Raw genomic sequence first — 18,590 nt, forward strand, 5'->3', positions numbered from 1 at the left:
GTCGCTTTCCCTCAGCTGCGGTATCCCGGATTGACGCGGTCCAGCTTGCGCAACAACGCGGGCCAGGCCAGTGACCCGCCCATGCCAAGAGTGACCTGAGTGATCTGCGCCGGAGCCATATCCAGAATTTTCTGCGGAATAAGCACCAGCTCGCCACCGCCGGACTGGGCGCGAACCTGAATCATGCAGGTTGCTTCAAAGATATACATACCCAAAAAGGCCTCAGCGACGGAGGAGCCGACCGTCAGCAATCCGTGATTGCGCAGCATCAGGAATCGCTTGTCACCCAGGTCATGCACCAAACGCGGCTTTTCGTCCTCCAGCAAAGCTACCCCTTCGTAATCATGATAAGCGAGCGAGGACAGCACGAAGAAGGATTGCTGGGAGAGCGGCAGGACGCCGTTCTTCTGGGCGGAGACCGAAACACCGTTGATTGAGTGCGTATGCATCACGCATTGGGCGTCGTGGCGGGCGGCATGCACGCAACTGTGGATGGTAAAACCGGCCGGGTTGACGGGGTAGGGCGACTCCGAAACCTTTTCGCCCGAAAGATTGATCTTCACCAACGAGGATGCCGTGATTTCCTCAAACATCATGCCGTACGGGTTGATGAGGAAGTGCTCGGTACCGGGAATCTTGATGGAGATATGGGTAAAGATCAGGTCATCCCAGCCGTAGAGCGCAACCAGCCGGTAGGCGGCGGCCAGATCGATGCGGGCTTGCCATTCTTCGGGGGAAACAAGGTTTTGCAGGGAATCCGTCATGGGGCATTGCTCTTGGTGAAAAACAGGGGCTGATGAGTCAGTGCCGCCCTTTCTGGAAGGCATTCCCAGCCAGGGGACAATCCCGGTTCAACTGGGCAGTTTGCCGCCAACCGGGCGTTGTGTCGGGCGCACAATATCCCACAGCCCCAGATTATTCAGCTCCAGTTCCATCATGCTGCGAATGACGGCGGCGTTATCAACGCCGAGCGCCTGGGTCAGCAGCCGTTTGCCGGTGGCCAATGGCACGGTGCGCACTACCTTTCGTATTTTCAGCAGGTTACTGGCGCTCATGCTCAGTGAGTCAAAACCCATCGCCATGAGCAGGATCGCCGTACCCGGGTCACCGGCCATTTCACCGCAGATGCCAACGGTCTTGCCGATGGCGTGGCATTCGTTGACGATGTACTGCAAGGCCCGCAGCACAGCCGGGTGATAGGGGGTATACAGGTCGGCCACGCGTGAATTGTTGCGGTCGACCGCCAGCAGGTACTGGGTCAGGTCATTCGAGCCGACCGACACGAAATCCACCAGACTGGCCAGATCGCGAATCTGCAGCAGCGCGGCGGGAACCTCAATCATGATGCCCAGCTTGGGCATCGGAATCTCGACTTTCTCTTCTTCCTGAACCTCGGTCAGCGCCCGATGCACCAGATGCTGGGCCTCTTCGATCTCGAATACCGAGGACACCATCGGCAGCATGATCTGCAGGTTGTTGAGACCGATGGAGGCCTTCAGCATGGCGCGCATCTGCACCAGGAAGATTTCCGGATGATCCAGAGTAATCCGGATGCCGCGCCAGCCCAGCGCCGGATTGACTTCGTTGATCGGGAAGTAGGGGAGATCCTTGTCGCCGCCGATATCCAGCGTTCGCATGGTGACCGGACGCGGTTCAAAGGCTGCCAACTGCTGCCGATAGATGGTGCGTTGTTCTTCCTCGCTGGGAAAACGGTCGCGCAGCATGAACGGGATTTCGCTGCGATAGAGGCCGACGCCTTCCGCTCCGCGGTCACGGGCGCGGGCCACATCCGCCATCAGGCCGGTATTCACGTACAGTACGACCTTGTGGCCATCCGGAGTCTCGGCGGGCAGATCGCGATAGGCGTCCAGGCCTGCCACCAGTTGCCGTTCTTCCCGGATGATTTCCTTGTAGCGCTTGCGCAACTCCCGTGAGGGATGGACATACACACGGGACTGGTAGGCATCGACGATCATTTCGGCATCGTCAAGGCTGGTCACCGGTAATTCGGCGACGCCGACCACGGTGGGAATGCCCAGCGCGCGCGCCACGATGGCCATGTGCGAATTGGCGGCCCCGGTGGTGGTGACAATGGCGGCAATACTCTCAATCGGGATTTCCACCAGCGTCGCGGTGGAGATCTCCTCACCGATCAGGATGCTGTGTTCCGCGAAATCGCGGCTGGTCGTACTGGTTTGCCGTTGCAGGTGGGCAAGTATGCGGCGTCCCAGATCACGGACATCCGCCATGCGCTCGCGCAGGTAAGGGTCGTCCATAGCCGCAAAGCTTTGCATGTGTTCATCAATAACGCCACGCAGCGCGCCCTGGGCCCAGTTCCCGGCATGAATCTTCTCGACGATCTCCCCGCCAAGCGCGTTGTCATCCAGCATGCGCAGATAGACATCGAACAGGGCGCGCTCTTCCGGCATGAGCGATTCGGTCATCTTGTTGCCGAGCATCTGCATTTCGGCGCGGACTGCATTCAAAGCCTGGTTGAGCTGCGTCAGTTCGCTGTCAATGTCTTCCACCGCGCGGTCGGGAACCGAGTCGATGTCAGCGGGCGGATAGATAACGACCGCACGCCCCATGGCAATGCCGCTGGCGCCCGCAACGCCCTGAAAAATGCGCGGGCTGTTGACGTTCTTGGGGGCATGCAGGTTGTCGAGCTGGCCCAGCGCGCGGGCATGAGCCACCACCCCGGAAATCTGGGCGGAGAGGGTGACCAGGAAGGCCTCTTCGGATTCGCCGAAACGGCGTTTGTCCTGCTGCTGCACCACCAGTACGCCCAGCACCTTGCGGCGGTGCATGATGGGCACGCCAAGGAATGAGTTATAGCGCTCCTCCCCGGTTTCAGGCAGGTAGCGGTATTTGGGGTGGGCGGCCGCCTCTTCCAGATTGATCAGCTCTTCACGTTGCCCGACCAGGCCTACCAGACCTTCGGAAAGCCCGAGCGATACAACGCCAACCGCATCGGGATTCAGGCCGCGGGTGGCCATCAGGACATAGCGGTTGCTGCGCTCATCCAGCAGGTAAATCGAGCAGACTTCTGTGTTCAGGGCATCCTGGACATTTTCGACAATCACATCCAGCGCCGACAGCAGCGTGGAGGCGGAGTCCACCTCCTGGACGATCTTGCGAAGTATGTCGAGCATGCGTCATCCCCTTGTGAATGCTTGGCGGCCGGGTTAACCGGCGTCGTGGGTCGAAGGAATGCGCGGAGCCAGCTCCAGCAGGGCCTTGCGATAGACTTCGCGCTTGAAGGAGACCACCTGGTTCAGCGGAAACCAGTAGCTGACCCAGCGCCAGTCATCAAACTCGGCGGGGCGGCAGCTGTCCAAGCGGATACGCTCCGGCTTGGACGCCAGCTTCAGCAGGAACCATTTCTGCTTCTGGCCGATGCAAACCGGAGCGGAATCATGGCGGATATAACGGCGGGGCAGACGGTAGCGCAGCCAGCCCCGGGTTTGCGCCAGGATACGCACATCCTGCTTTTCCAGCCCCACTTCCTCCCACAACTCTCGATACATCGCCTGTTCCGGGGACTCGCCGGCGTTGATGCCGCCCTGTGGGAACTGCCAGGCATCGTGGCCGTTGCGCCGGGCCCACAAAACCTGTCCTTCATCGTTGGCGATGATGATGCCGACATTGGGTCGGAACCCTTCAGCGTCAATCACGGTGAATACCTAAAAAATATAAAGACTTGCGCTATTGATAACCCATACCGGCGCAAGGCGGCAAGCCTTATCTGTTATCATTTGGCAATTGTGTGAACATTCAGCGGAAAAACATGAGACTGGCGATTTTTGATCTCGACAACACCTTGCTGGCCGGGGATTCCGACCATGCCTGGGGGGAGTTCCTGGTTCAGCGGGGGCTGGTGGACCCGGTTTTCTACAAGGCGCAAAACGACCGTTTCTATGCCGATTATTGCGAGGGCAAGCTCGATATCATCGCTTACAGCGAGTTCGTCTTTTCCTTTCTGGCCCTTCATGATGCAGAAACCCTGCGACGGCTTCATGATGACTTCATGGCGACGGTCATCCGGCCGATGATGCTGCCCAAGGCGCAGGCGCTGGTGGACAGCCACCGCAGACAGGGGGATGCGCTGCTGATTATCACCGCCACCAACCGATTCATTACCGAACCGATCGGCATTGCCTTCGGTATCGACCAGTTGCTGGCTACCGAGCCTGAACAGGTTGATGGACGCTACACCGGCAAAGTGAAAGGCGTTCCTTGTTATAAGGAAGGCAAGATCAGCCGTTATCAGGACTGGTTGCAGCAGCAGGGCCGGGTTTTTAGTGAAACCTGGTTCTATTCGGATTCCCGTAACGATCTTCCCCTGCTGGAGGTCGTGAACAAGCCGGTGGCCGTCAATCCGGATGAAGTGCTGCATGCCCATGCGGTACGGCAGGGCTGGCCAGTGCTGGATTTGCGGACATAAGTCGTTCCGACGACCTTTGGTCGGCCAGTTCCGGGCATTCGTCCTGTAGTGTGATTGATTGATTGATTGTCGGACATTATCGTTCTCAATCCGGACAGCTGCTTTGCTACTTTTTGCACAAGTAGGCAATCAGTGCTGAGCGGAGAACGGACATGGCCATGACCCAGAGTCTGGATAGGGCAGGCGATTCGGCAGAAAATTCAGAAGATTTCATCCTGCAGACCCGCTTTTATGTGGCGTTGCGCCGCGCCAGCGGCCGTGTGATCGACCTGGTATGGTTCCGGCAGAACAAGGATTATGCCAACGCCGTCCTGGATTTTGCTGAAACCATTTCGGACCGTGAAGTACGTGATGCCGCCCGCCGTCTGCGTTATCCGGAGTTTTTCCGCTGACGCGGCGTCAGGCGTCGGCTCGGTCTTGAGCCGAATTCCTCCAGGCCGGACGGTGTTGCCGCAGCATGCAGGGAAATGTCCCAAGGACATGACGGTACGCTGACGACCTTCTGGCAGTCATGCGCCAGTCCGACGCGAAAAGCCCTGTTGGCGATCCCGGCCAGTGTGCGGTCGTAATACCCCCCTCCCATACCCAGTCTGTTGCCTTCTCCGTCAAAACCGGTCAACGGCATGAAGATCATATCCAGAGTATTGGCCGCACATCCGCGACCTTGCCGCGGCTCACGAATGTTCCAGCGTTGCCGAAACAGGCGTTGGCCAGGCCGGTACCGCACAAAAATCAGCTTGCCGGTCGGGAAAAGGCGTATGACCGGCAAAAAACAGGTTTTGCCCAGATGCCGAGCCAAGTGAATGAGGGGGAGGGGGCTGATCTCGCCGTTGACCGGGAGATAGAAGGCGATTCGACGGGCTTGCCGGAACGGCGCCCAGAAACGCAAACGCCCGACAAGGAGTCGGGCGTTTGCAGACTGTTGCTGCTTGGACAGAGAACGGCGCAGTTGGCGTAATTGCTTACGAAGGGCGTCCCGCTGTGCAGTGTACAATTCAGGCTCCAGAATGCCGCTACCCATCTTGACCCTTGAACCCAAAGGTTCAAGGGGGAAGCCAGTATGCGGTATCAGGCTTTCTGCGGGCCCCGGACGAACCGGACGCTGCGACAGACGGCTCACAACCACATCAGTACCGCTTCCCATGGAGATGATATCGGCTCAGGGGACGCGATAGGTTGGCATGCATCCTAGAGATGGCTTCAGTATACCGCAGGCATTAGGTGATGCAATGCCTGAAATGTTTTATTACCAACTCAACCGGTCAGCTTGCGATCACACGGTCGATTTTTCCGATCAGCAGTTGCAGGGCTTGGGCGAACTTGGACGTGTCTTCGGCCTGCTTTCCGCGCGTGAACAGTTCATGGCAGATATTGAGGGCGGCCAGCACGGCGACGCGCTCGGTTTCCATGTTCTTGCCCGCGTTGCGGATTTCCCGCATTTTCTTGTCCAGGTACTCAGCCGCCTGCTTGAGGGTGGCCTGCTCGCTGGCGGGGGAATTGATACGGTAGATCTTGTCCAGAATGTTTACTTCAACGGTTTCAACCGACATGTCAATGACTCTCGTGCTCAGGCTTCAGGAGTTTCCAGGGCCTTAAGGCGCAGGATAATGGCTTCCACGCGGGCGCGGGCCAGGTCGTTCTTGCGCGAGAGTTCGTCGCGCTCGCCGGCCAGGGCTGCTTCCTTTGCCCGGAGGCTATTGTTTTCGGCATTCAAAGCTTCTACCTTTGAACGCAGTTCCTGAACCTCGCCGCTGGCGGCGTTGCGCAGGTTCTGGACTTCGCCGGCGGCTGCACGAAGCCGGGCATTTTCGGCAGTGACGACCTGGAGTTTCTGGATCAGGCTGTCAATGCGGGCGTTTAGTGTGCGGAGTTCTTGTTCAAGCATTTTTTCAGTCGCACTCGGGGAGTTTGGCGGCTAATATAGTTTTTTAAATCAATCAGGGTCAATCGGGATTTATCATGCATCCAGCTGCAAATGCCCCTTCTTTGCCGGAATTAAACCAGTTGTTACAAGATTTGCAACTGAATTGTTCCGCACCCGAAATTCACGGGGTCATGACCGGCCTGCTGGCCGGCGGCGTGCGCTTCAATCGCCAGCAACTGGTCAAGATGCTGGAGGCCCATACCGAGACCGACCAGGCCTTCGACGACAATCTGGTCGCGGCTTTGTGGCAACTGCAATTGAAGTCGCTGGAGACGCTGGGAGCCAGCGATCTGGACTTCAAACCGCTGGTGCCGGACGATGATGCTGCGTTGTCGGAGCGCCTCGAAGGTTTGGCCGACTGGTGCCAGGGCCTGCTCGCCGGTTTCGGCCTGGCGGTGCGCGGCGACGATCTCCGCCTGCGGGAAGGGGATATCCAGGAGACCTTGCAGGATCTGGTGCATATTGCCAACGTCAGCAGCGAGGGCGGTGCGGCGAATGAAGAGGATGAACAGGACTTCATGGAGATTTACGAGTTTGTCCGCCTGGCGGCCATTCATCTCTTTGAGGAAATGTCCCCGACGGAAGAGCATCGTCCCGCCCACGAACAATTGCACTGATCGCAGACGCCCATGAACTCCCTGTTGCCCAAATCGTTATTCGCCCAGCGCCGCGCTTCCCTGATGGAGTGGATGGGCCCCGATTCGATCGCCATCCTGCCCGCCGCGCCGCAGGCCGTCCGTAATCGCGACGCCGATTACCGTTACCGCCAGGACAGTGATTTCTATTACCTGTCCGGTTTCGGCGAACCGGAAGCGGTGATCTGCATTATCCCGAACCGGCCGCAGGGCGAGTTCATCCTCTTTTGCCGTGAACGCGATCGCGAACGGGAAATCTGGGACGGTTACCGCGCCGGGGTGGAGGGGGCCATTGAGCTTTACGGGGCCGATGACGCCTATCCCATCGCCAAACTGGATGAAATCATTCCCGGCCTGATGGAAGGTAAGAAGAAGGTTTACTTCAACCTGGGCGCCCAGCATGAGTTTGATACCCGCGTGATGAACTGGGTGGCGCATTTGCAGGGACGCGCACGTCAGGGCGTGAAGGCGCCGGGTGAGTTCCTGATGCTCAGCCACCTGCTGCACGAACTGCGCCTGTACAAGAGCGCCGATGAATTGAACGTGATGCGCCGTGCAGGCAGCATTTCCGCGCAGGCGCATATCCGCGCCATGCAGAAAGCCCGGCCCGGCCTGTTTGAATACGAACTGGAAGCGGAAATCCTGCACGAGTTCTACCGTAACGGTTGCAGTGCGCCGGCCTATAACACCATCGTCGGTTCCGGCAGCAACGCTTGTATCCTGCATTATGTGGAAAACCGCCGGCAGATGCAGGCTGGCGATCTGGTATTGATCGACGCGGGCGGCGAGCTGGATCACTATGCGGCCGACATTACCCGGACCTTCCCGGTCAACGGCCGTTTCAGCGGCGAGCAGAAAGCCATCTATGAACTGGTGCTGGCGTCGCAGGAGGCCGCCATTGAAAGCGTGCATCCGGACAACCACTGGAACAAGCCGCATGAAGTGGTGGTGGATATCCTGACCCGGGGTCTGCTGGATCTCGGGCTGCTGAAGGGCAGTTACGAAGAGAACATCGAGAAGGCGTTGTACCGCGAGTTCTTCATGCACCGCACAGGCCACTGGCTGGGTATGGATGTGCATGACGTGGGTGATTATAAGATTGCCGAGGAATGGCGGCAGCTGGAGCCGGGCATGGTGCTGACCATCGAGCCCGGATTGTATATTGCGCCGGATTGCGAAACAGTGGATCCGCGCTGGCGCGGCATCGGCGTGCGCATCGAGGATGACATCCTGGTGACACGCCAGGGCCATGAAATCCTGACGCTGGCCGCGCCGAAGTATGTGGCCGACATCGAACAGGTAATGCGGGGCTGACCCGACGGCATTTCCACAACAGGCGGGAAGGGCGAGTGAAAGCTGATATCGTGATTGTCGGGGCGGGCATGGTGGGCAGTCTGCTGGCCGCCGCCCTCAAGGATCGGGACCTGGATATCCTGCTGATCGACACGGCCGTCGTGACGCCTCCGGCTCCGCAAGATCCCTATGAGCCCCGCGTTTCCGCCATTTCCCGCGCTTCCGAAAATATGTTCCGCCATGTCGGAGCCTGGGAGAAAGTCACGGCCGTCCGTCATTCCCCCTATACCCGCATGGAAGTGCGCGAAGAGGAAGGGCGCGCGGAGCTGGCGTTTGCCGCTGCCGATATCGGGGAAAGCCACTTGGGTTGTCTGGTGGAAAACCGGCTGATGCAGTGGGCGCTGACCACGGCGGCGCTGGAAGGTCCGCGCGTCCGCCTGTTGGCTCCGGCCAGGGTGACCGGTCTGGAACGTTACAGTTCGCATTGGCGGGTACAACTGGACTCCGGTGAAGTCATTGAAACCAGGCTGGTGGTGGGAGCGGACGGCGCGCAATCGGCGGTCAGGCGGCTGGCGCCGCTGTCGATGGATGTCTGGGACTACCATCAGAAGGCGATTGTCTGCACGGTGCGCACGTCGCGTCCGCATGACGCCACCGCGCGACAGATATTCCTCAAGACCGGCCCGCTGGCTTTCCTGCCGCTCCCCGATCCTCATCTTTGCTCCATTGTCTGGTCGGCGATCCACGAGCGGGCGGATGCCATCCTCAAGCTCGAAGACGAGGCCTTTTGCCGGGAACTGACCACCGCATTCGGGGATTCGCTGGGAACCGTGGAGTGGGCCGATCGCCGCTTTGCCTTTCCGTTGGTGGCGCGTCATGCCGAGCGCTATACCTTGCCTGGCCTCGCCTTGATAGGCGACGCCGCGCATAACATCCATCCGCTGGCCGGGCAGGGCGTGAACCTGGGCTTTCTGGATGCCGCCGTGCTGGCCGAGGAAATCGGGCGTGGACTGGATCGCCGCCTGTCGCCGGGTCACGAGGCGGTGCTGGGACGCTATGCGCGTCGTCGCCGCGGCCACAACGCCCTGATCATGCACAGCATGACCGGGTTGGAACGGGTCTACGCCGCGCACTGGCCATGGCTGATCCAGCTGCGTAACGATGGAGTGGGCATGGTTAATCGTTTCCTGCCGCTGAAAGCTTTCTTTGAGCGGCAGGCGCTGGGATTGGAAGGCGATTTACCCGCATTGGCGCTGGCCTGTCCCGGTAATCCCGGCATTTATCGGGCGACCGCTTGATTTTTCGGCGTCAGTGACTAAAAAGGTAGGCAACAGCCGGTTGCCTTACCATGTAACGTCGCCTAGCTCAAGGCTGGTAATTCCCGCGTAAAATCGTAAGAATCTTCCTCAGGTATTTGTTCAGTCGAGGTTTTTATGTCTAACAGCGATTTTGATGATGAGTTTGATGAAACCGCTGATCCGGTGGATGAAGAGCCGGATACCGGCGATGAACCGGCTGAAGCTCCTGCTGAAGGGGCGGCCCCGGCCAGCGATGGTGCGTTGAGTGATGTCGCCGAGGCGGAGTCGTTGACGGTATCCAGCAAGGAGGCCCTGCGCCGCCAGCTGGAAGAGGAAATGGAACGCTTCCTGTCGCGTGGCGGCAAGATTGTCGAAGTCCCTGCTGATGAAACATCCGATCCGCCCCGCAAGCCGGTGAGCAGTTACGGATCCAAGCCCATTTAGGGTAATTAAGTGATAAAGGCAGCCGAGGCTGCCTTTATCACTTTCAACTGTCGGATGGGTCTGTTTCCCGTTCCTCCGGTTTTTTCCAGTGCCGCGCCAGAAACCGGTCAAGCTGGTTGGAAAACGCCTGTTTGTCCTTGGGGCCATAACCGGCCGTATAGCTTTGCACCTGACCGGTTTCCCGCAGTTCCGTCATCAGGTTGCGCATCATTAGCCGGTTGCCGATGCTTTCCGGCGTGTAGAACTCACCGCGCGGATTCAGCGCAAACGCCTTTTTCGCCACCACGCCCGCCGCCAGTGGAATATCGGCGGTAATCACCAGATCCCCGGCGCTGCATTCCTGCACAATGCGGTTGTCCGCGACATCGAAACCGGCCTCCACCTGGATGGCGCGGATCACTTTCGATGGCGGGGTGCGAATCCACTGGTTCGCCACTAATGTGCAGGGAATTTGCAGTCGTTCCGCCGCACGGAACAGCACTTCCTTGACCACCAGCGGACAGGCGTCCGCATCCACCCAGATTTTCACCGCTTGTTCCGGGACGCGTTGATCTTGGCAATCACCTGCGGCAGATCTTCAAAATGACTGATGATGCCGTCCGGCGGATTGGTCAGCGGCCAGGGATGGTTGAACCAGTTGACCCAGATGGTTTTCATACCGACTTCCTGCGCTGCCTGGACATCCTGGATAGGATGATCGCCGATATGGATGGCTTCGTGCGGTTTGGCGCCAGCGTGCTGCAGCGCGCGCTCGAACATGGCCGGATGCGGCTTGGCAAAGCCGACCGATCCGGCCGAATAGTGTTCTTCAAAGAGGTGGCCGATGCCGATCTTGTGAATATCGGCATTGCCATTGCTGAGCGCGTAAAGCGCATAGTCCTTGGACAGGTCTTCCACCACTTCGCGGGCATAGGGGAAATACTGCACGATATTGCGCTGCTCGTGGAAAACCTCATAGGCCTTCTTGACGATACCGGGGATATCGCCCTTGACGTGGCCTTCCAGCACCTGGCGCAGCGTGGTGAGGCGCAGTTCGGTCAGGTCGTGGCTGATTTCGGGGTGTTCGTTGGCGATCTTGTTCTTGTATTGCTCGAACTGCACCAGGCTGATGCGGAATCGCAGTTCGGGGTAGTGTTCATACAACCATTCCATCATCGCGTTTTCGGCGCGGATGATGATGGGGTCGACCGACCAAAGGGTGTTGTCGAGGTCGAAAGTCAGCAGCTTGATCATTGTTTTCGGGCTCGGGGATGGGCCTGGTCATACACGCGCGACAAATGTCCGAAGTCGAGGTGGGTGTAAATCTGGGTGGTGCTGATGCTGGCATGACCCAGCAATTCCTGTACCGCCCGCAAATCCTGCGATGACTCCAGCAGGTGTGACGCAAAACAGTGCCGCAGCAGGTGCGGGTGCAGGTGCTGGGGAATACCCGCCCGCAGCGCCTGCTCCTCCAGCGCGCGCTGGATGCTGCGTTCGCCCAAGCGGTCGCCGCGGGTGTTCAGGAACAGCCAGCGTTCGCTGTCCGGACGGGCATAATGCGCCCGCACCGGCAACCAGTCAGCAATCGCCTCGCGCGCCTTGCGGCCGACCGGCACCACCCGCGTTTTGCGACCCTTGCCGAGCACGGTGACCAATCCGCCCGAGGCGTCATAGTCCTCAAAACGCACATGGCTGAGTTCCGAGACCCGCAGGCCGCTGGAATAGAGCAGTTCCATCACGGCGCGATCGCGTTTCCAGCGGCGGGCGGCTTCCGTCTCTTCGGGCGCGGGGGCGTCCAGCAGGGCATTGATGAGGTCGCTTTCCATCACATGCGGCAATTCGCGCGGCGGCCGCTTGATGCTGAACGTGCGCGCGGGATTGTGGCTGACCAGTCCCTGAGCGTTGAGCCAGTCGTACAGGCTGCGCAGGCTCGACAACAACCGCTGCACGCTGGCGGGCAGCAGGGCGTTGGTGCCGAGCAGTGGGCTGATGAAGCGGGTCAGGCGGTCGCGGTCCAGTTCGGCCCAGTCGGTGCAGCCGCTTTCGGCCAGGAAGCGCTGGATCTTGACGATGTCGCGGCGATAAGCCGCCAGGGTGTGTGCGGAAACCTGACGCGTCTGCAAGGCGCGCAGCCAAGCCTCCACCGGCGCTTCCAGACTGGAAACCTCCTTAGCGCCACTCATAGAGGCGCAGCACACCGTCAAAGACCCGCGCGGTGGGGCCGGTCATCCACACCGGTTCTCCCTGACCTTGCCAGCGGATGTCCAGTTCGCCACCGGGCAGCTTCACGCGCACACGCTCATCCAGCAAGCCGCGCAGGATGCCGGAAACCACCGCCGCACAGGCGCCGGTGCCGCAGGCCAGCGTTTCGCCCGCGCCGCGCTCGTAGACACGCAGGTTGATGTTCTGGCGGTCGACCACTTGCATGAAGCCGACATTGACCCGTTCGGGGAAGCGCGGATGGCTTTCCAGCAGCGGGCCGACGGTTTCCACCGGCGCGGTCTCGACATTGTCGACCAGCAGCACGGCATGGGGGTTGCCCATGCTGACCGCGCCGATTTCCAGGGTGCGGCCGCCGACCTCGATATCGTAGGTCTGGCAGTGCAGGTCGGCCTTGAACGGAATTTCCGCCGGTTCCAGCCGGGGAGCGCCCATGTTGACGCGCACCCAGCCGTTGGCGTTGACGAACAGCTCGATGATGCCGCTGGCGGTTTCCACCACCAGTTTGTTCTTGCGGGTCAGGCGGCGCTCACGCACAAAACGGGCGAAGCAGCGCGCGCCGTTGCCGCATTGCTGAACTTCCGATCCGTCGGCGTTGAAGATGCGGTACTTGAAGTCCACATCGGGACGCGTTGGCGGTTCCACGATCAATAGCTGATCGAAGCCCACGCCGAAATGGCGGTCGGCAATCTGTCTGATTTGCGGTGCTTCCAGACGGACTCGCTGGGTGACCAGGTCGATCACCACAAAATCGTTGCCGAGGCCATGCATCTTGGTAAATTCCAGACGCATAAAGGCACTCTCTGTAAATACTTGACGTTGCGGCTATATTGGCCTTAAGGCAGCACGGATTCAAGTGCCAGCAAGTCCGCCAGCGTTTCCCGACGGCGAACGGTGTAGGCATGGTTGCCGTCCACCAGGATCTCCGCCGCGCGGCCGCGCGTGTTGTAGTTCGAGCTCATCACGAAGCCGTAAGCACCCGCGCCCATCACCGACAGCAGGTCGCCCGGCTCCAGCGCCAGCTTGCGCTCCTTGCCGAGGAAGTCGCCGGTTTCGCAGACCGGACCGACGATGTCATAGGGAACGCGTTCGGCGTCGCGCGGGGTGACGGCGACAATGTCCATCCAGGCGCTGTACAGCGAGGGACGGATCAGGTCGTTCATGGCGGCGTCGACCACGGCGAAGTTCTTGTGCGCGGACGGCTTCAGGAACTCGACGCGGGTCAGCAGTACCCCGGCGTTGGCGGCGATGGCGCGGCCCGGTTCCATGTAGATCTTCAGGTTGCGGGTTTTCAGGCGCGGCAGTAGCGCGGCGGCGTATTCGGCCGGGGTCGGCGGCACTTCGTCACGATAGCGCACGCCCAGGCCGCCGCCGATATCCAGATGTTCCAGCGTGATGCCGTGTTCGGCCAGCTGGTCGATCATGGCCAGCACGCGGTCCAGCGCGTCGGCGAAGGGCAGGGTGGTGGTCAGCTGCGAGCCGATATGGCAGTCAATGCCGACAATCTTCAGGCCGGGCAGCAATGCCGCGCGCTGATAGACGCGGATGGCGTCTTCAATGGCGATGCCGAACTTGTTTTCCTTCAGGCCGGTGGAGATGTAGGGGTGAGTGCCGGCGTCGACGTCGGGGTTGACGCGCAGTGACACCGGTGCTGTCAGGCCCAGTCGGGACGCCACGGCGCTGATGCGATCCAGTTCGGCGTCAGATTCGACGTTGAAGCAGGCGATACCGGCCTTCAGCGCGTCCTCGATTTCGGATTCCTGCTTGCCGAGGCCGGAGAACACTACCTTGGCCGGGTCGCCGCCCGCCGCCAGCACGCGGGCCAGCTCACCGCCGGAGACGATGTCGAAGCCGCTGCCGAGTCGGGCCAGCACGTTCAGCACGCCGATATTGGAGTTGGCCTTGACGGCATAGCAGACCTGATGGGGAATGTCGGCGAAGGCTTCGTCAAAGGCGCGGTAATGGGCTTCCAGCTGGGCGCGGGAATAGACATATAGCGGCGTGCCGAAGCGTTCAGCAAGTTCTTGCAGCGGCAGGTTTTCGACAAAAAGGGTGCCGGTGCGGTAGGTAAAGGCGGTCATGGCGTACTCGGATAATCAGGGTTGGGACGTCGGTTGCACGGGAGCCTGGGCGGGCTTTTCGGGCAGGTAAAGCGCCCCTTTCTGGCCGCAGGCGGAGAGCAGTCCCAAGGACAGCAGCAACAAAGCGATTCGCATGGTTTCAGGGCAGCATGGACAGACGGAAATAGCCTGCTATGCTAGCGGAATTGCCGCCATAAAACAAAAAGGAGATGGCCATGACTTCACACGCATATCCCGCCGAACTGATGGTGTCCGACGCCGCCTCGAACGAGGATTTCCCCGAGGTTTTCAACAGCTTCGAGGAGTTCTACCCTTTTTACCTCAGCCAACATGAGAACCGTACCTGCCGCCGTCTGCATTTTGTCGGCAGCACGCTGGGACTGGCGGGACTGGGGGCGGCGATGCTGACCGGCAAGAAACGCTATGTCGCCGCCGGGATTGCCGCCGGTTACGGCTGCGCCTGGGTCGGCCATTTCTTCTTCGAGCATAACAAGCCCGCCACCTTCAAATATCCGGTCTACAGCTTCATGGGCGACTGGGTGATGTACAAGGACATGTTGACGGGCAAGATTCCGTTCTGAGTCCGTGAACCGGCCGCTCCGGCAGCGGCGTTACGGCAAGACATACCGGCGCTCTTCGGCAGCGCCGTTTTCATTTCCAGCAGGAGAAGGTTTTGTACGATTTCCTGGTCTTCATCGGCCGCTTCCAGCCCTTCCATGTCGCCCATCTGGCGGTGATCCGCGAGGCCTTGCGGCAGGCCCGTGAGGTAATCGTGCTGGTCGGGTCGGCCGGTCAGTCACGCAACCTGCGCAATCCCTTCACGGTCGATGCACGGATGGCGATGATCCGTGCCTGCCTGACTGAGGATGAGAAAGTGCGGGTGCACCTGCAACCCTTGCGCGACAGCCTCTATGACGACGATCGCTGGGTAGAAGACGTCCGCACGGCGGTAGCGATTGTGCTGGAACGCTCGGCGCGCGGGTCGGACAGCCGCGTCGGGCTGATCGGTCATGACAAGGATGACACCACCTATTACCTGAGCCTCTTTCCCGGGTGGGGCAGTGTGCCGGTGGACAACATCGACGCCATTTCCGCGACACCATTGCGAACAGCCTATCTGCTCGGCGATGCGGTGGATGAGTCCCGCTTCCCGGAAGGCGCGCTCCGTTTCCTTCAGGATTTCCGTCAGACGAAACACTGGTCGGAATTGCAGGCGGAAGCGCGGTTTGTCCGCGAGTACAAGGCCGCGTGGAACAAGGCCCCGTATCCGCCGGTCTTCGTGACGGTGGATGCGGTGGTGGTGTGCAATGACCATATCCTGCTGATTGAGCGCGGCGGGCGTCCCGGCGTGGGGCAGTGGGCGCTGCCCGGTGGATTTCTCGATCAGGAAGAAACCTTGCAGTCCGCCTCGCTGCGGGAGCTGAACGAGGAAACCTGTCTGGAGGTCCCGCGTGAGTTGTTGAAGGCGTCGTTGGCCGGGGTGCGGGCCTTTGACGATCCCTATCGTTCGGTGCGCGGCCGCACCATCACCCATGCGTTTCATTATGACTTGCCGGTGATGCCCCGGTTACCGGCGGTCAACGCGGCCGATGATGCGCGCGCGGCGTTCTGGGTGCCGCTGTCCGAGGTGACGCCGGAACGGATGTTCGAGGATCATTACCACATTATCCGGGTCATGACCGGGAGGCTGTAAATGCGGATTGGCCATCTGCTGGAGCACGCCGGTAATTCGGAAGGGGAGTCATTCCAGGCGCTGGTGGACAGACCGGGTGTTCGCGTCGAGCGGATTGTCTCAAGCGGCATGTGCCCTTCGCCGGCGGGCTTCTGGTACGAGCAGGCGGAAGCCGAGTGGGTGATGGTGGTGAGCGGGGAAGCCCGGTTACGCTTTCAGGACGGTGAACGGGTGGTGCATTTGCGACCGGGAGAATGGGTGGACATTGCGCCGGGGGAAAAACACCGGGTGGACTGGACGCTGCCCGAGGGCGTCACCGTATGGCTGGCGGTGTTTTACGCATAAAAAAGGCCCGGCTTCCGAAGAGGCCGGGCCTTTGAAATTCTGCGGGGCTTAATCAGGCAACCTGCACCGGAATGGCATTGGCGCTATGGCTGACCGTGTTGTCGGCGTTGCAGTACACCAGACGCGGCTTGAAATTGATCAGCTCGTTGGCGTTATAGTTGGCGTAGGCGCAGATGATGACACGATCACCGGGACGGGCCTTGTGGGCAGCCGCGCCGTTCACCGAAATCATTTGCGAACCTTCTTCGGCACGAATGGCGTAAGTCGTGAAACGTTCGCCGTTGGTGACGTTATAAATCTGGATTTGTTCATATTCCAGAATGCCCGCCAGATCGAGCAGATTGCCGTCAATGGCGCAGGAGCCTTCATAGTCCAGTTCGGCATGAGTCACACAAGCGCGGTGCAGTTTGGCTTTAAGCATGGTGCATTGCATGGCGGTGGCCTCCGGGTGGGGGTAGCGCGGGCATATCAAAAGCCCATTTCAGGGGCGAAATGGCGCGCCATTTTGCCCCAAACTTTACTCGGGTTCAATCATCCGCAACCCAAAAAAGATACATATCGTCCAACAAGTGTGTTTTCAGGCACCTGCCGGAAGGTCAAACGCCAGGTTGTCGATCAGTCTTGTCTTCCCTAGACGGGCGGCGACCAGGATCACCAGCGCGGTGTCTTCCGCAGTGGCGGGCAGCAGGTCGGACGCACGACGAACCGATACATAGTCTGGCTCAAATCCCGATTTTTGCAAGTGCAGGCAGGCAGCGTCGGTCAGCATGGCGTAGTCACGCTGGCCGTAGCTGATGGCGTCGCGCAGCTGGCAAAGCATGCGGTACAGCATCGGCGCCTGCTTGCGTTCGCTGTCACTGAGGTAGCCGTTGCGCGAACTCAGCGCCAGCCCGTCCTCGGCCCGCGCGGTAGGGACGCCCACAATCGTGATTGGGAAATTCAGTTCGTGGGTCATGCGGCGGATGATCGCCAACTGCTGGAAGTCCTTCTCGCCAAAAAAGGCGGTATCGGGCTGCACGATGTTGAACAGCTTGCTGACCACGCTGCTGACGCCGTCAAAATGGCCGGGACGGTGCGCGCCGCAGAGTTCCTTGCCCAGTTCGGCGACATGGACAATCGTGCTCTGGTTCAGGTCGTTGGCATACATTTCACTGGCGGCAGGGGCGAACAGGAAATCGCACTGCGCGGCGGAAAGCAGTTGGCTGTCGGCTTCCAGGGTGCGCGGGTAGGTGCCGAAGTCTTCGTTCGCACCGAACTGCGTAGGATTGACGAAGATACTGGCGACGACGATGTCGCACTGCACCTTGGCGCGTTCCACCAGCGAGATATGACCAGCATGCAGGTTGCCCATGGTCGGCACGAAGCCGATGGTCTTGCCGTCACGGCGGGCCTGGCGCAGTTGCTCGCGCAGTCCCTGGATGGTGTGTTCTGTTCTCATGCGCGGATCTCCGGATTACTGGCTGAAGCCATGCTCGGGGGCGGGGTAGGCGCCGGACTTGACTTCCTGCACATAGGCGGTCAGGGCATCCTTCACCGAGTCACGGCCTTGCAGGTAGTTCTTGGCGAAACGGGCGGGCTTGCCTTGATACATGCCCAGCAGGTCGTGCAGCACCAGTACCTGGCCGTCGCAGTGCGGGCCCGCGCCGATGCCGATCACCGGAATGCCGACGGCTTCGGTGACCTGCTTCGCCACCGGGGTCGGCACGCATTCCAGCAGCAGCAGCGCCGCGCCGGCCTGTTCCAGCCGGCGTGCATCTTCCACCATTTTCGCGGCGGCTTCGGCCGAGCGGCCCTGCACCTTGTAACCGCCGAAGACGTTCACGGATTGCGGTGTCAGCCCCATGTGCACGCAGGCGGGAATACCGCAGCGCGCCATTTGCGTGACGGTGTCGGCCAACCAGCCGCCGCCTTCCAGCTTGACGGCATGGGCGCCGGCCTGCATCAGGTCGCCGGCGTTCTTCAACGCGTCGTTGACGGTGGCATAGGACATGAACGGCATGTCGGCGACGATGAAGGACTGGCTGTTGCCGCGCGCGACGCAGTGGGTGTGATAGACCATGTCGGCCATGCTGACCGGCAGGGTGGAGTCATGGCCTTGCAGCACCATGCCCAGCGAGTCGCCGATCAGCAGGCATTCCACGCCGGACTGGTTCATGGCTTGAGCGAAGATGGCGTCGTAGCAGGTGATCATGGCGAACTTTTCGCCACGCTGCTTCAGGTCGCGCAGGGTGGTCAGGGAGACAGGCATGCGGGCA

Annotated in this window: 24 protein-coding genes and 1 other RNA gene; 9 read left to right on the forward strand and 16 right to left on the reverse strand. The window is 60.3% G+C overall.

Annotated elements, in window-relative coordinates:
* Positions 1-11 precede the first annotated feature (11 nt).
* From EV700_RS07085 to rppH, 3 genes are all read right to left on the reverse strand, one after another.
* The gene (locus EV700_RS07085) at positions 12-764 is read right to left on the reverse strand and encodes a class II aldolase/adducin family protein (protein ID WP_130412183.1); all 753 of its coding nucleotides are present in this window, start codon (positions 762-764) and stop codon (positions 12-14) included.
* Positions 765-851: 87 nt separating this feature from the next.
* Positions 852-3,152, reverse strand: a complete 2,301-nt coding sequence (gene ptsP, locus EV700_RS07090; RefSeq protein WP_130412185.1) for a phosphoenolpyruvate--protein phosphotransferase — start codon at positions 3,150-3,152, stop codon at positions 852-854.
* Between the two features lie 33 nt (positions 3,153-3,185).
* The gene (gene rppH / locus EV700_RS07095; RefSeq protein WP_130412187.1) at positions 3,186-3,674 is read right to left on the reverse strand and encodes an RNA pyrophosphohydrolase; all 489 of its coding nucleotides are present in this window, start codon (positions 3,672-3,674) and stop codon (positions 3,186-3,188) included.
* A gap of 113 nt (positions 3,675-3,787) precedes the next feature.
* Between rppH and EV700_RS07100 the strand changes: the two genes are divergently transcribed.
* On the forward strand, positions 3,788-4,444 hold the full coding sequence (locus tag EV700_RS07100; protein WP_130412189.1) for a histidinol-phosphatase: 657 nt from the start codon (positions 3,788-3,790) through the stop codon (positions 4,442-4,444).
* A 152-nt stretch (positions 4,445-4,596) separates the two neighbouring features.
* Entirely contained in the window at positions 4,597-4,836 is a 240-nt protein-coding gene (locus EV700_RS07105; protein ID WP_130412191.1) for a hypothetical protein, read from the forward strand.
* Here the strand turns inward: EV700_RS07105 and EV700_RS07110 are convergent.
* From EV700_RS07110 to EV700_RS17025, 4 genes are all read right to left on the reverse strand, one after another.
* A complete protein-coding gene (locus tag EV700_RS07110; protein ID WP_130412193.1) occupies positions 4,815-5,438 on the reverse strand; it encodes a 5-formyltetrahydrofolate cyclo-ligase in 624 nt (207 codons plus the stop codon). The two genes, EV700_RS07105 and EV700_RS07110, sit on opposite strands and share 22 nt — an antisense overlap.
* Position 5,439: 1 nt before the next feature.
* Positions 5,440-5,642, reverse strand: a non-coding RNA gene (gene ssrS / locus EV700_RS07115) — 6S RNA.
* 64 nt (positions 5,643-5,706) lie between these two features.
* On the reverse strand, positions 5,707-5,994 hold the full coding sequence (locus EV700_RS07120; protein ID WP_130412195.1) for a cell division protein ZapA: 288 nt from the start codon (positions 5,992-5,994) through the stop codon (positions 5,707-5,709).
* A gap of 17 nt (positions 5,995-6,011) precedes the next feature.
* Positions 6,012-6,329 carry a hypothetical protein gene (locus tag EV700_RS17025; protein ID WP_242610202.1) on the reverse strand — a complete coding sequence of 106 codons (318 nt, stop codon included), beginning with the start codon at positions 6,327-6,329 and terminating at the stop codon, positions 6,012-6,014.
* 74 nt (positions 6,330-6,403) lie between these two features.
* On the opposite strand from EV700_RS17025, the gene EV700_RS07130 reads away from it, so the two are divergent.
* The 4 genes from EV700_RS07130 (at position 6,404) to EV700_RS07145 (ending at position 10,038) form a co-directional block, all read left to right on the forward strand.
* A complete protein-coding gene (locus EV700_RS07130) occupies positions 6,404-6,985 on the forward strand; it encodes a UPF0149 family protein (RefSeq protein ID WP_130412197.1) in 582 nt (193 codons plus the stop codon).
* A 12-nt stretch (positions 6,986-6,997) separates the two neighbouring features.
* Positions 6,998-8,317 (forward strand): Xaa-Pro aminopeptidase, encoded by a 1,320-nt coding sequence (gene pepP, locus EV700_RS07135; RefSeq protein WP_130412199.1) that lies wholly within the window; start codon positions 6,998-7,000, stop codon positions 8,315-8,317.
* 35 nt (positions 8,318-8,352) lie between these two features.
* Entirely contained in the window at positions 8,353-9,594 is a 1,242-nt protein-coding gene (locus EV700_RS07140; protein WP_130412201.1) for a UbiH/UbiF/VisC/COQ6 family ubiquinone biosynthesis hydroxylase, read from the forward strand.
* A gap of 135 nt (positions 9,595-9,729) precedes the next feature.
* Positions 9,730-10,038 carry a hypothetical protein gene (locus EV700_RS07145; protein WP_130412203.1) on the forward strand — a complete coding sequence of 103 codons (309 nt, stop codon included), beginning with the start codon at positions 9,730-9,732 and terminating at the stop codon, positions 10,036-10,038.
* 43 nt (positions 10,039-10,081) lie between these two features.
* Here EV700_RS07145 and EV700_RS07150 read toward each other — a convergent pair whose 3' ends face one another.
* From EV700_RS07150 to lptM, 6 genes are read right to left on the reverse strand one after another with little or no spacing between them, the layout of a single operon-like run.
* The gene (locus EV700_RS07150) at positions 10,082-10,567 is read right to left on the reverse strand and encodes a YaiI/YqxD family protein (protein WP_130412205.1); all 486 of its coding nucleotides are present in this window, start codon (positions 10,565-10,567) and stop codon (positions 10,082-10,084) included.
* Positions 10,564-11,271, reverse strand: a complete 708-nt coding sequence (locus EV700_RS07155) for an HAD family hydrolase (RefSeq protein WP_130412207.1) — start codon at positions 11,269-11,271, stop codon at positions 10,564-10,566. Before EV700_RS07155 ends, EV700_RS07150 begins: the two co-directional genes overlap by 4 nt.
* The gene (locus EV700_RS07160) at positions 11,268-12,200 is read right to left on the reverse strand and encodes a tyrosine recombinase XerC (protein ID WP_242610203.1); all 933 of its coding nucleotides are present in this window, start codon (positions 12,198-12,200) and stop codon (positions 11,268-11,270) included. The genes EV700_RS07155 and EV700_RS07160 overlap by 4 nt, the downstream gene beginning before the upstream one ends.
* On the reverse strand, positions 12,187-13,029 hold the full coding sequence (gene dapF / locus EV700_RS07165) for a diaminopimelate epimerase (RefSeq protein WP_130412209.1): 843 nt from the start codon (positions 13,027-13,029) through the stop codon (positions 12,187-12,189). The genes EV700_RS07160 and dapF overlap by 14 nt, the downstream gene beginning before the upstream one ends.
* 44 nt (positions 13,030-13,073) lie before the next feature.
* Positions 13,074-14,318, reverse strand: coding sequence for a diaminopimelate decarboxylase (lysA, locus tag EV700_RS07170; protein ID WP_130412211.1), 1,245 nt, complete (start codon positions 14,316-14,318; stop codon positions 13,074-13,076).
* 15 nt (positions 14,319-14,333) lie between these two features.
* On the reverse strand, positions 14,334-14,453 hold the full coding sequence (lptM, locus tag EV700_RS07175; RefSeq protein ID WP_130412213.1) for an LPS translocon maturation chaperone LptM: 120 nt from the start codon (positions 14,451-14,453) through the stop codon (positions 14,334-14,336).
* 80 nt (positions 14,454-14,533) lie between these two features.
* On the opposite strand from lptM, the gene EV700_RS07180 reads away from it, so the two are divergent.
* The 3 genes from EV700_RS07180 (at position 14,534) to EV700_RS07190 (ending at position 16,335) form a co-directional block, all read left to right on the forward strand.
* Positions 14,534-14,899, forward strand: a complete 366-nt coding sequence (locus tag EV700_RS07180) for an Mpo1-like protein (RefSeq protein WP_242610204.1) — start codon at positions 14,534-14,536, stop codon at positions 14,897-14,899.
* A 92-nt stretch (positions 14,900-14,991) separates the two neighbouring features.
* A complete protein-coding gene (locus EV700_RS07185; protein WP_130412215.1) occupies positions 14,992-16,011 on the forward strand; it encodes a bifunctional nicotinamide-nucleotide adenylyltransferase/Nudix hydroxylase in 1,020 nt (339 codons plus the stop codon).
* The gene (locus EV700_RS07190; RefSeq protein ID WP_130412217.1) at positions 16,012-16,335 is read left to right on the forward strand and encodes a cupin domain-containing protein; all 324 of its coding nucleotides are present in this window, start codon (positions 16,012-16,014) and stop codon (positions 16,333-16,335) included. It abuts the gene before it with no gap.
* Between the two features lie 52 nt (positions 16,336-16,387).
* On the opposite strand, the gene panD is transcribed toward EV700_RS07190, so the two are convergent.
* The 3 genes from panD to panB all read right to left on the reverse strand — a co-directional run bounded on the left by panD (position 16,388) and on the right by panB (position 18,583).
* Complete coding sequence (panD, locus tag EV700_RS07195; RefSeq protein ID WP_130412219.1) at positions 16,388-16,768, reverse strand: aspartate 1-decarboxylase; 381 nt, start codon at positions 16,766-16,768, stop codon at positions 16,388-16,390.
* Between the two features lie 144 nt (positions 16,769-16,912).
* Positions 16,913-17,773, reverse strand: a complete 861-nt coding sequence (gene panC / locus EV700_RS07200; RefSeq protein ID WP_130412221.1) for a pantoate--beta-alanine ligase — start codon at positions 17,771-17,773, stop codon at positions 16,913-16,915.
* Between the two features lie 15 nt (positions 17,774-17,788).
* The gene (panB, locus tag EV700_RS07205) at positions 17,789-18,583 is read right to left on the reverse strand and encodes a 3-methyl-2-oxobutanoate hydroxymethyltransferase (RefSeq protein ID WP_130412223.1); all 795 of its coding nucleotides are present in this window, start codon (positions 18,581-18,583) and stop codon (positions 17,789-17,791) included.
* Positions 18,584-18,590: the final 7 nt, after the last annotated feature.

Source organism: Fluviicoccus keumensis (assembly GCF_004217445.1).
In the GTDB taxonomy this organism is placed as follows: domain Bacteria; phylum Pseudomonadota; class Gammaproteobacteria; order Pseudomonadales; family Moraxellaceae; genus Fluviicoccus; species Fluviicoccus keumensis.

Coding starts and splice junctions, on each gene's coding strand:
- EV700_RS07085 (WP_130412183.1), bottom strand. CDS start 764: ATGACGGATTCCCTGCAAAACCTTGTTTCCCCCGAAGAATGGCAAGCC.
- ptsP (WP_130412185.1), bottom strand. CDS start 3,152: ATGCTCGACATACTTCGCAAGATCGTCCAGGAGGTGGACTCCGCCTCC.
- EV700_RS07100 (WP_130412189.1), top strand. CDS start 3,788: ATGAGACTGGCGATTTTTGATCTCGACAACACCTTGCTGGCCGGGGAT.
- EV700_RS07105 (WP_130412191.1), top strand. CDS start 4,597: ATGGCCATGACCCAGAGTCTGGATAGGGCAGGCGATTCGGCAGAAAAT.
- EV700_RS07120 (WP_130412195.1), bottom strand. CDS start 5,994: ATGTCGGTTGAAACCGTTGAAGTAAACATTCTGGACAAGATCTACCGT.
- EV700_RS17025 (WP_242610202.1), bottom strand. CDS start 6,329: ATGCTTGAACAAGAACTCCGCACACTAAACGCCCGCATTGACAGCCTG.
- EV700_RS07130 (WP_130412197.1), top strand. CDS start 6,404: ATGCATCCAGCTGCAAATGCCCCTTCTTTGCCGGAATTAAACCAGTTG.
- pepP (WP_130412199.1), top strand. CDS start 6,998: ATGAACTCCCTGTTGCCCAAATCGTTATTCGCCCAGCGCCGCGCTTCC.
- EV700_RS07145 (WP_130412203.1), top strand. CDS start 9,730: ATGTCTAACAGCGATTTTGATGATGAGTTTGATGAAACCGCTGATCCG.
- EV700_RS07155 (WP_130412207.1), bottom strand. CDS start 11,271: ATGATCAAGCTGCTGACTTTCGACCTCGACAACACCCTTTGGTCGGTC.
- EV700_RS07160 (WP_242610203.1), bottom strand. CDS start 12,200: ATGAGTGGCGCTAAGGAGGTTTCCAGTCTGGAAGCGCCGGTGGAGGCT.
- dapF (WP_130412209.1), bottom strand. CDS start 13,029: ATGCGTCTGGAATTTACCAAGATGCATGGCCTCGGCAACGATTTTGTG.
- lysA (WP_130412211.1), bottom strand. CDS start 14,318: ATGACCGCCTTTACCTACCGCACCGGCACCCTTTTTGTCGAAAACCTG.
- lptM (WP_130412213.1), bottom strand. CDS start 14,453: ATGCGAATCGCTTTGTTGCTGCTGTCCTTGGGACTGCTCTCCGCCTGC.
- EV700_RS07180 (WP_242610204.1), top strand. CDS start 14,534: ATGACTTCACACGCATATCCCGCCGAACTGATGGTGTCCGACGCCGCC.
- EV700_RS07190 (WP_130412217.1), top strand. CDS start 16,012: ATGCGGATTGGCCATCTGCTGGAGCACGCCGGTAATTCGGAAGGGGAG.
- panD (WP_130412219.1), bottom strand. CDS start 16,768: ATGCAATGCACCATGCTTAAAGCCAAACTGCACCGCGCTTGTGTGACT.
- panC (WP_130412221.1), bottom strand. CDS start 17,773: ATGAGAACAGAACACACCATCCAGGGACTGCGCGAGCAACTGCGCCAG.
- panB (WP_130412223.1), bottom strand. CDS start 18,583: ATGCCTGTCTCCCTGACCACCCTGCGCGACCTGAAGCAGCGTGGCGAA.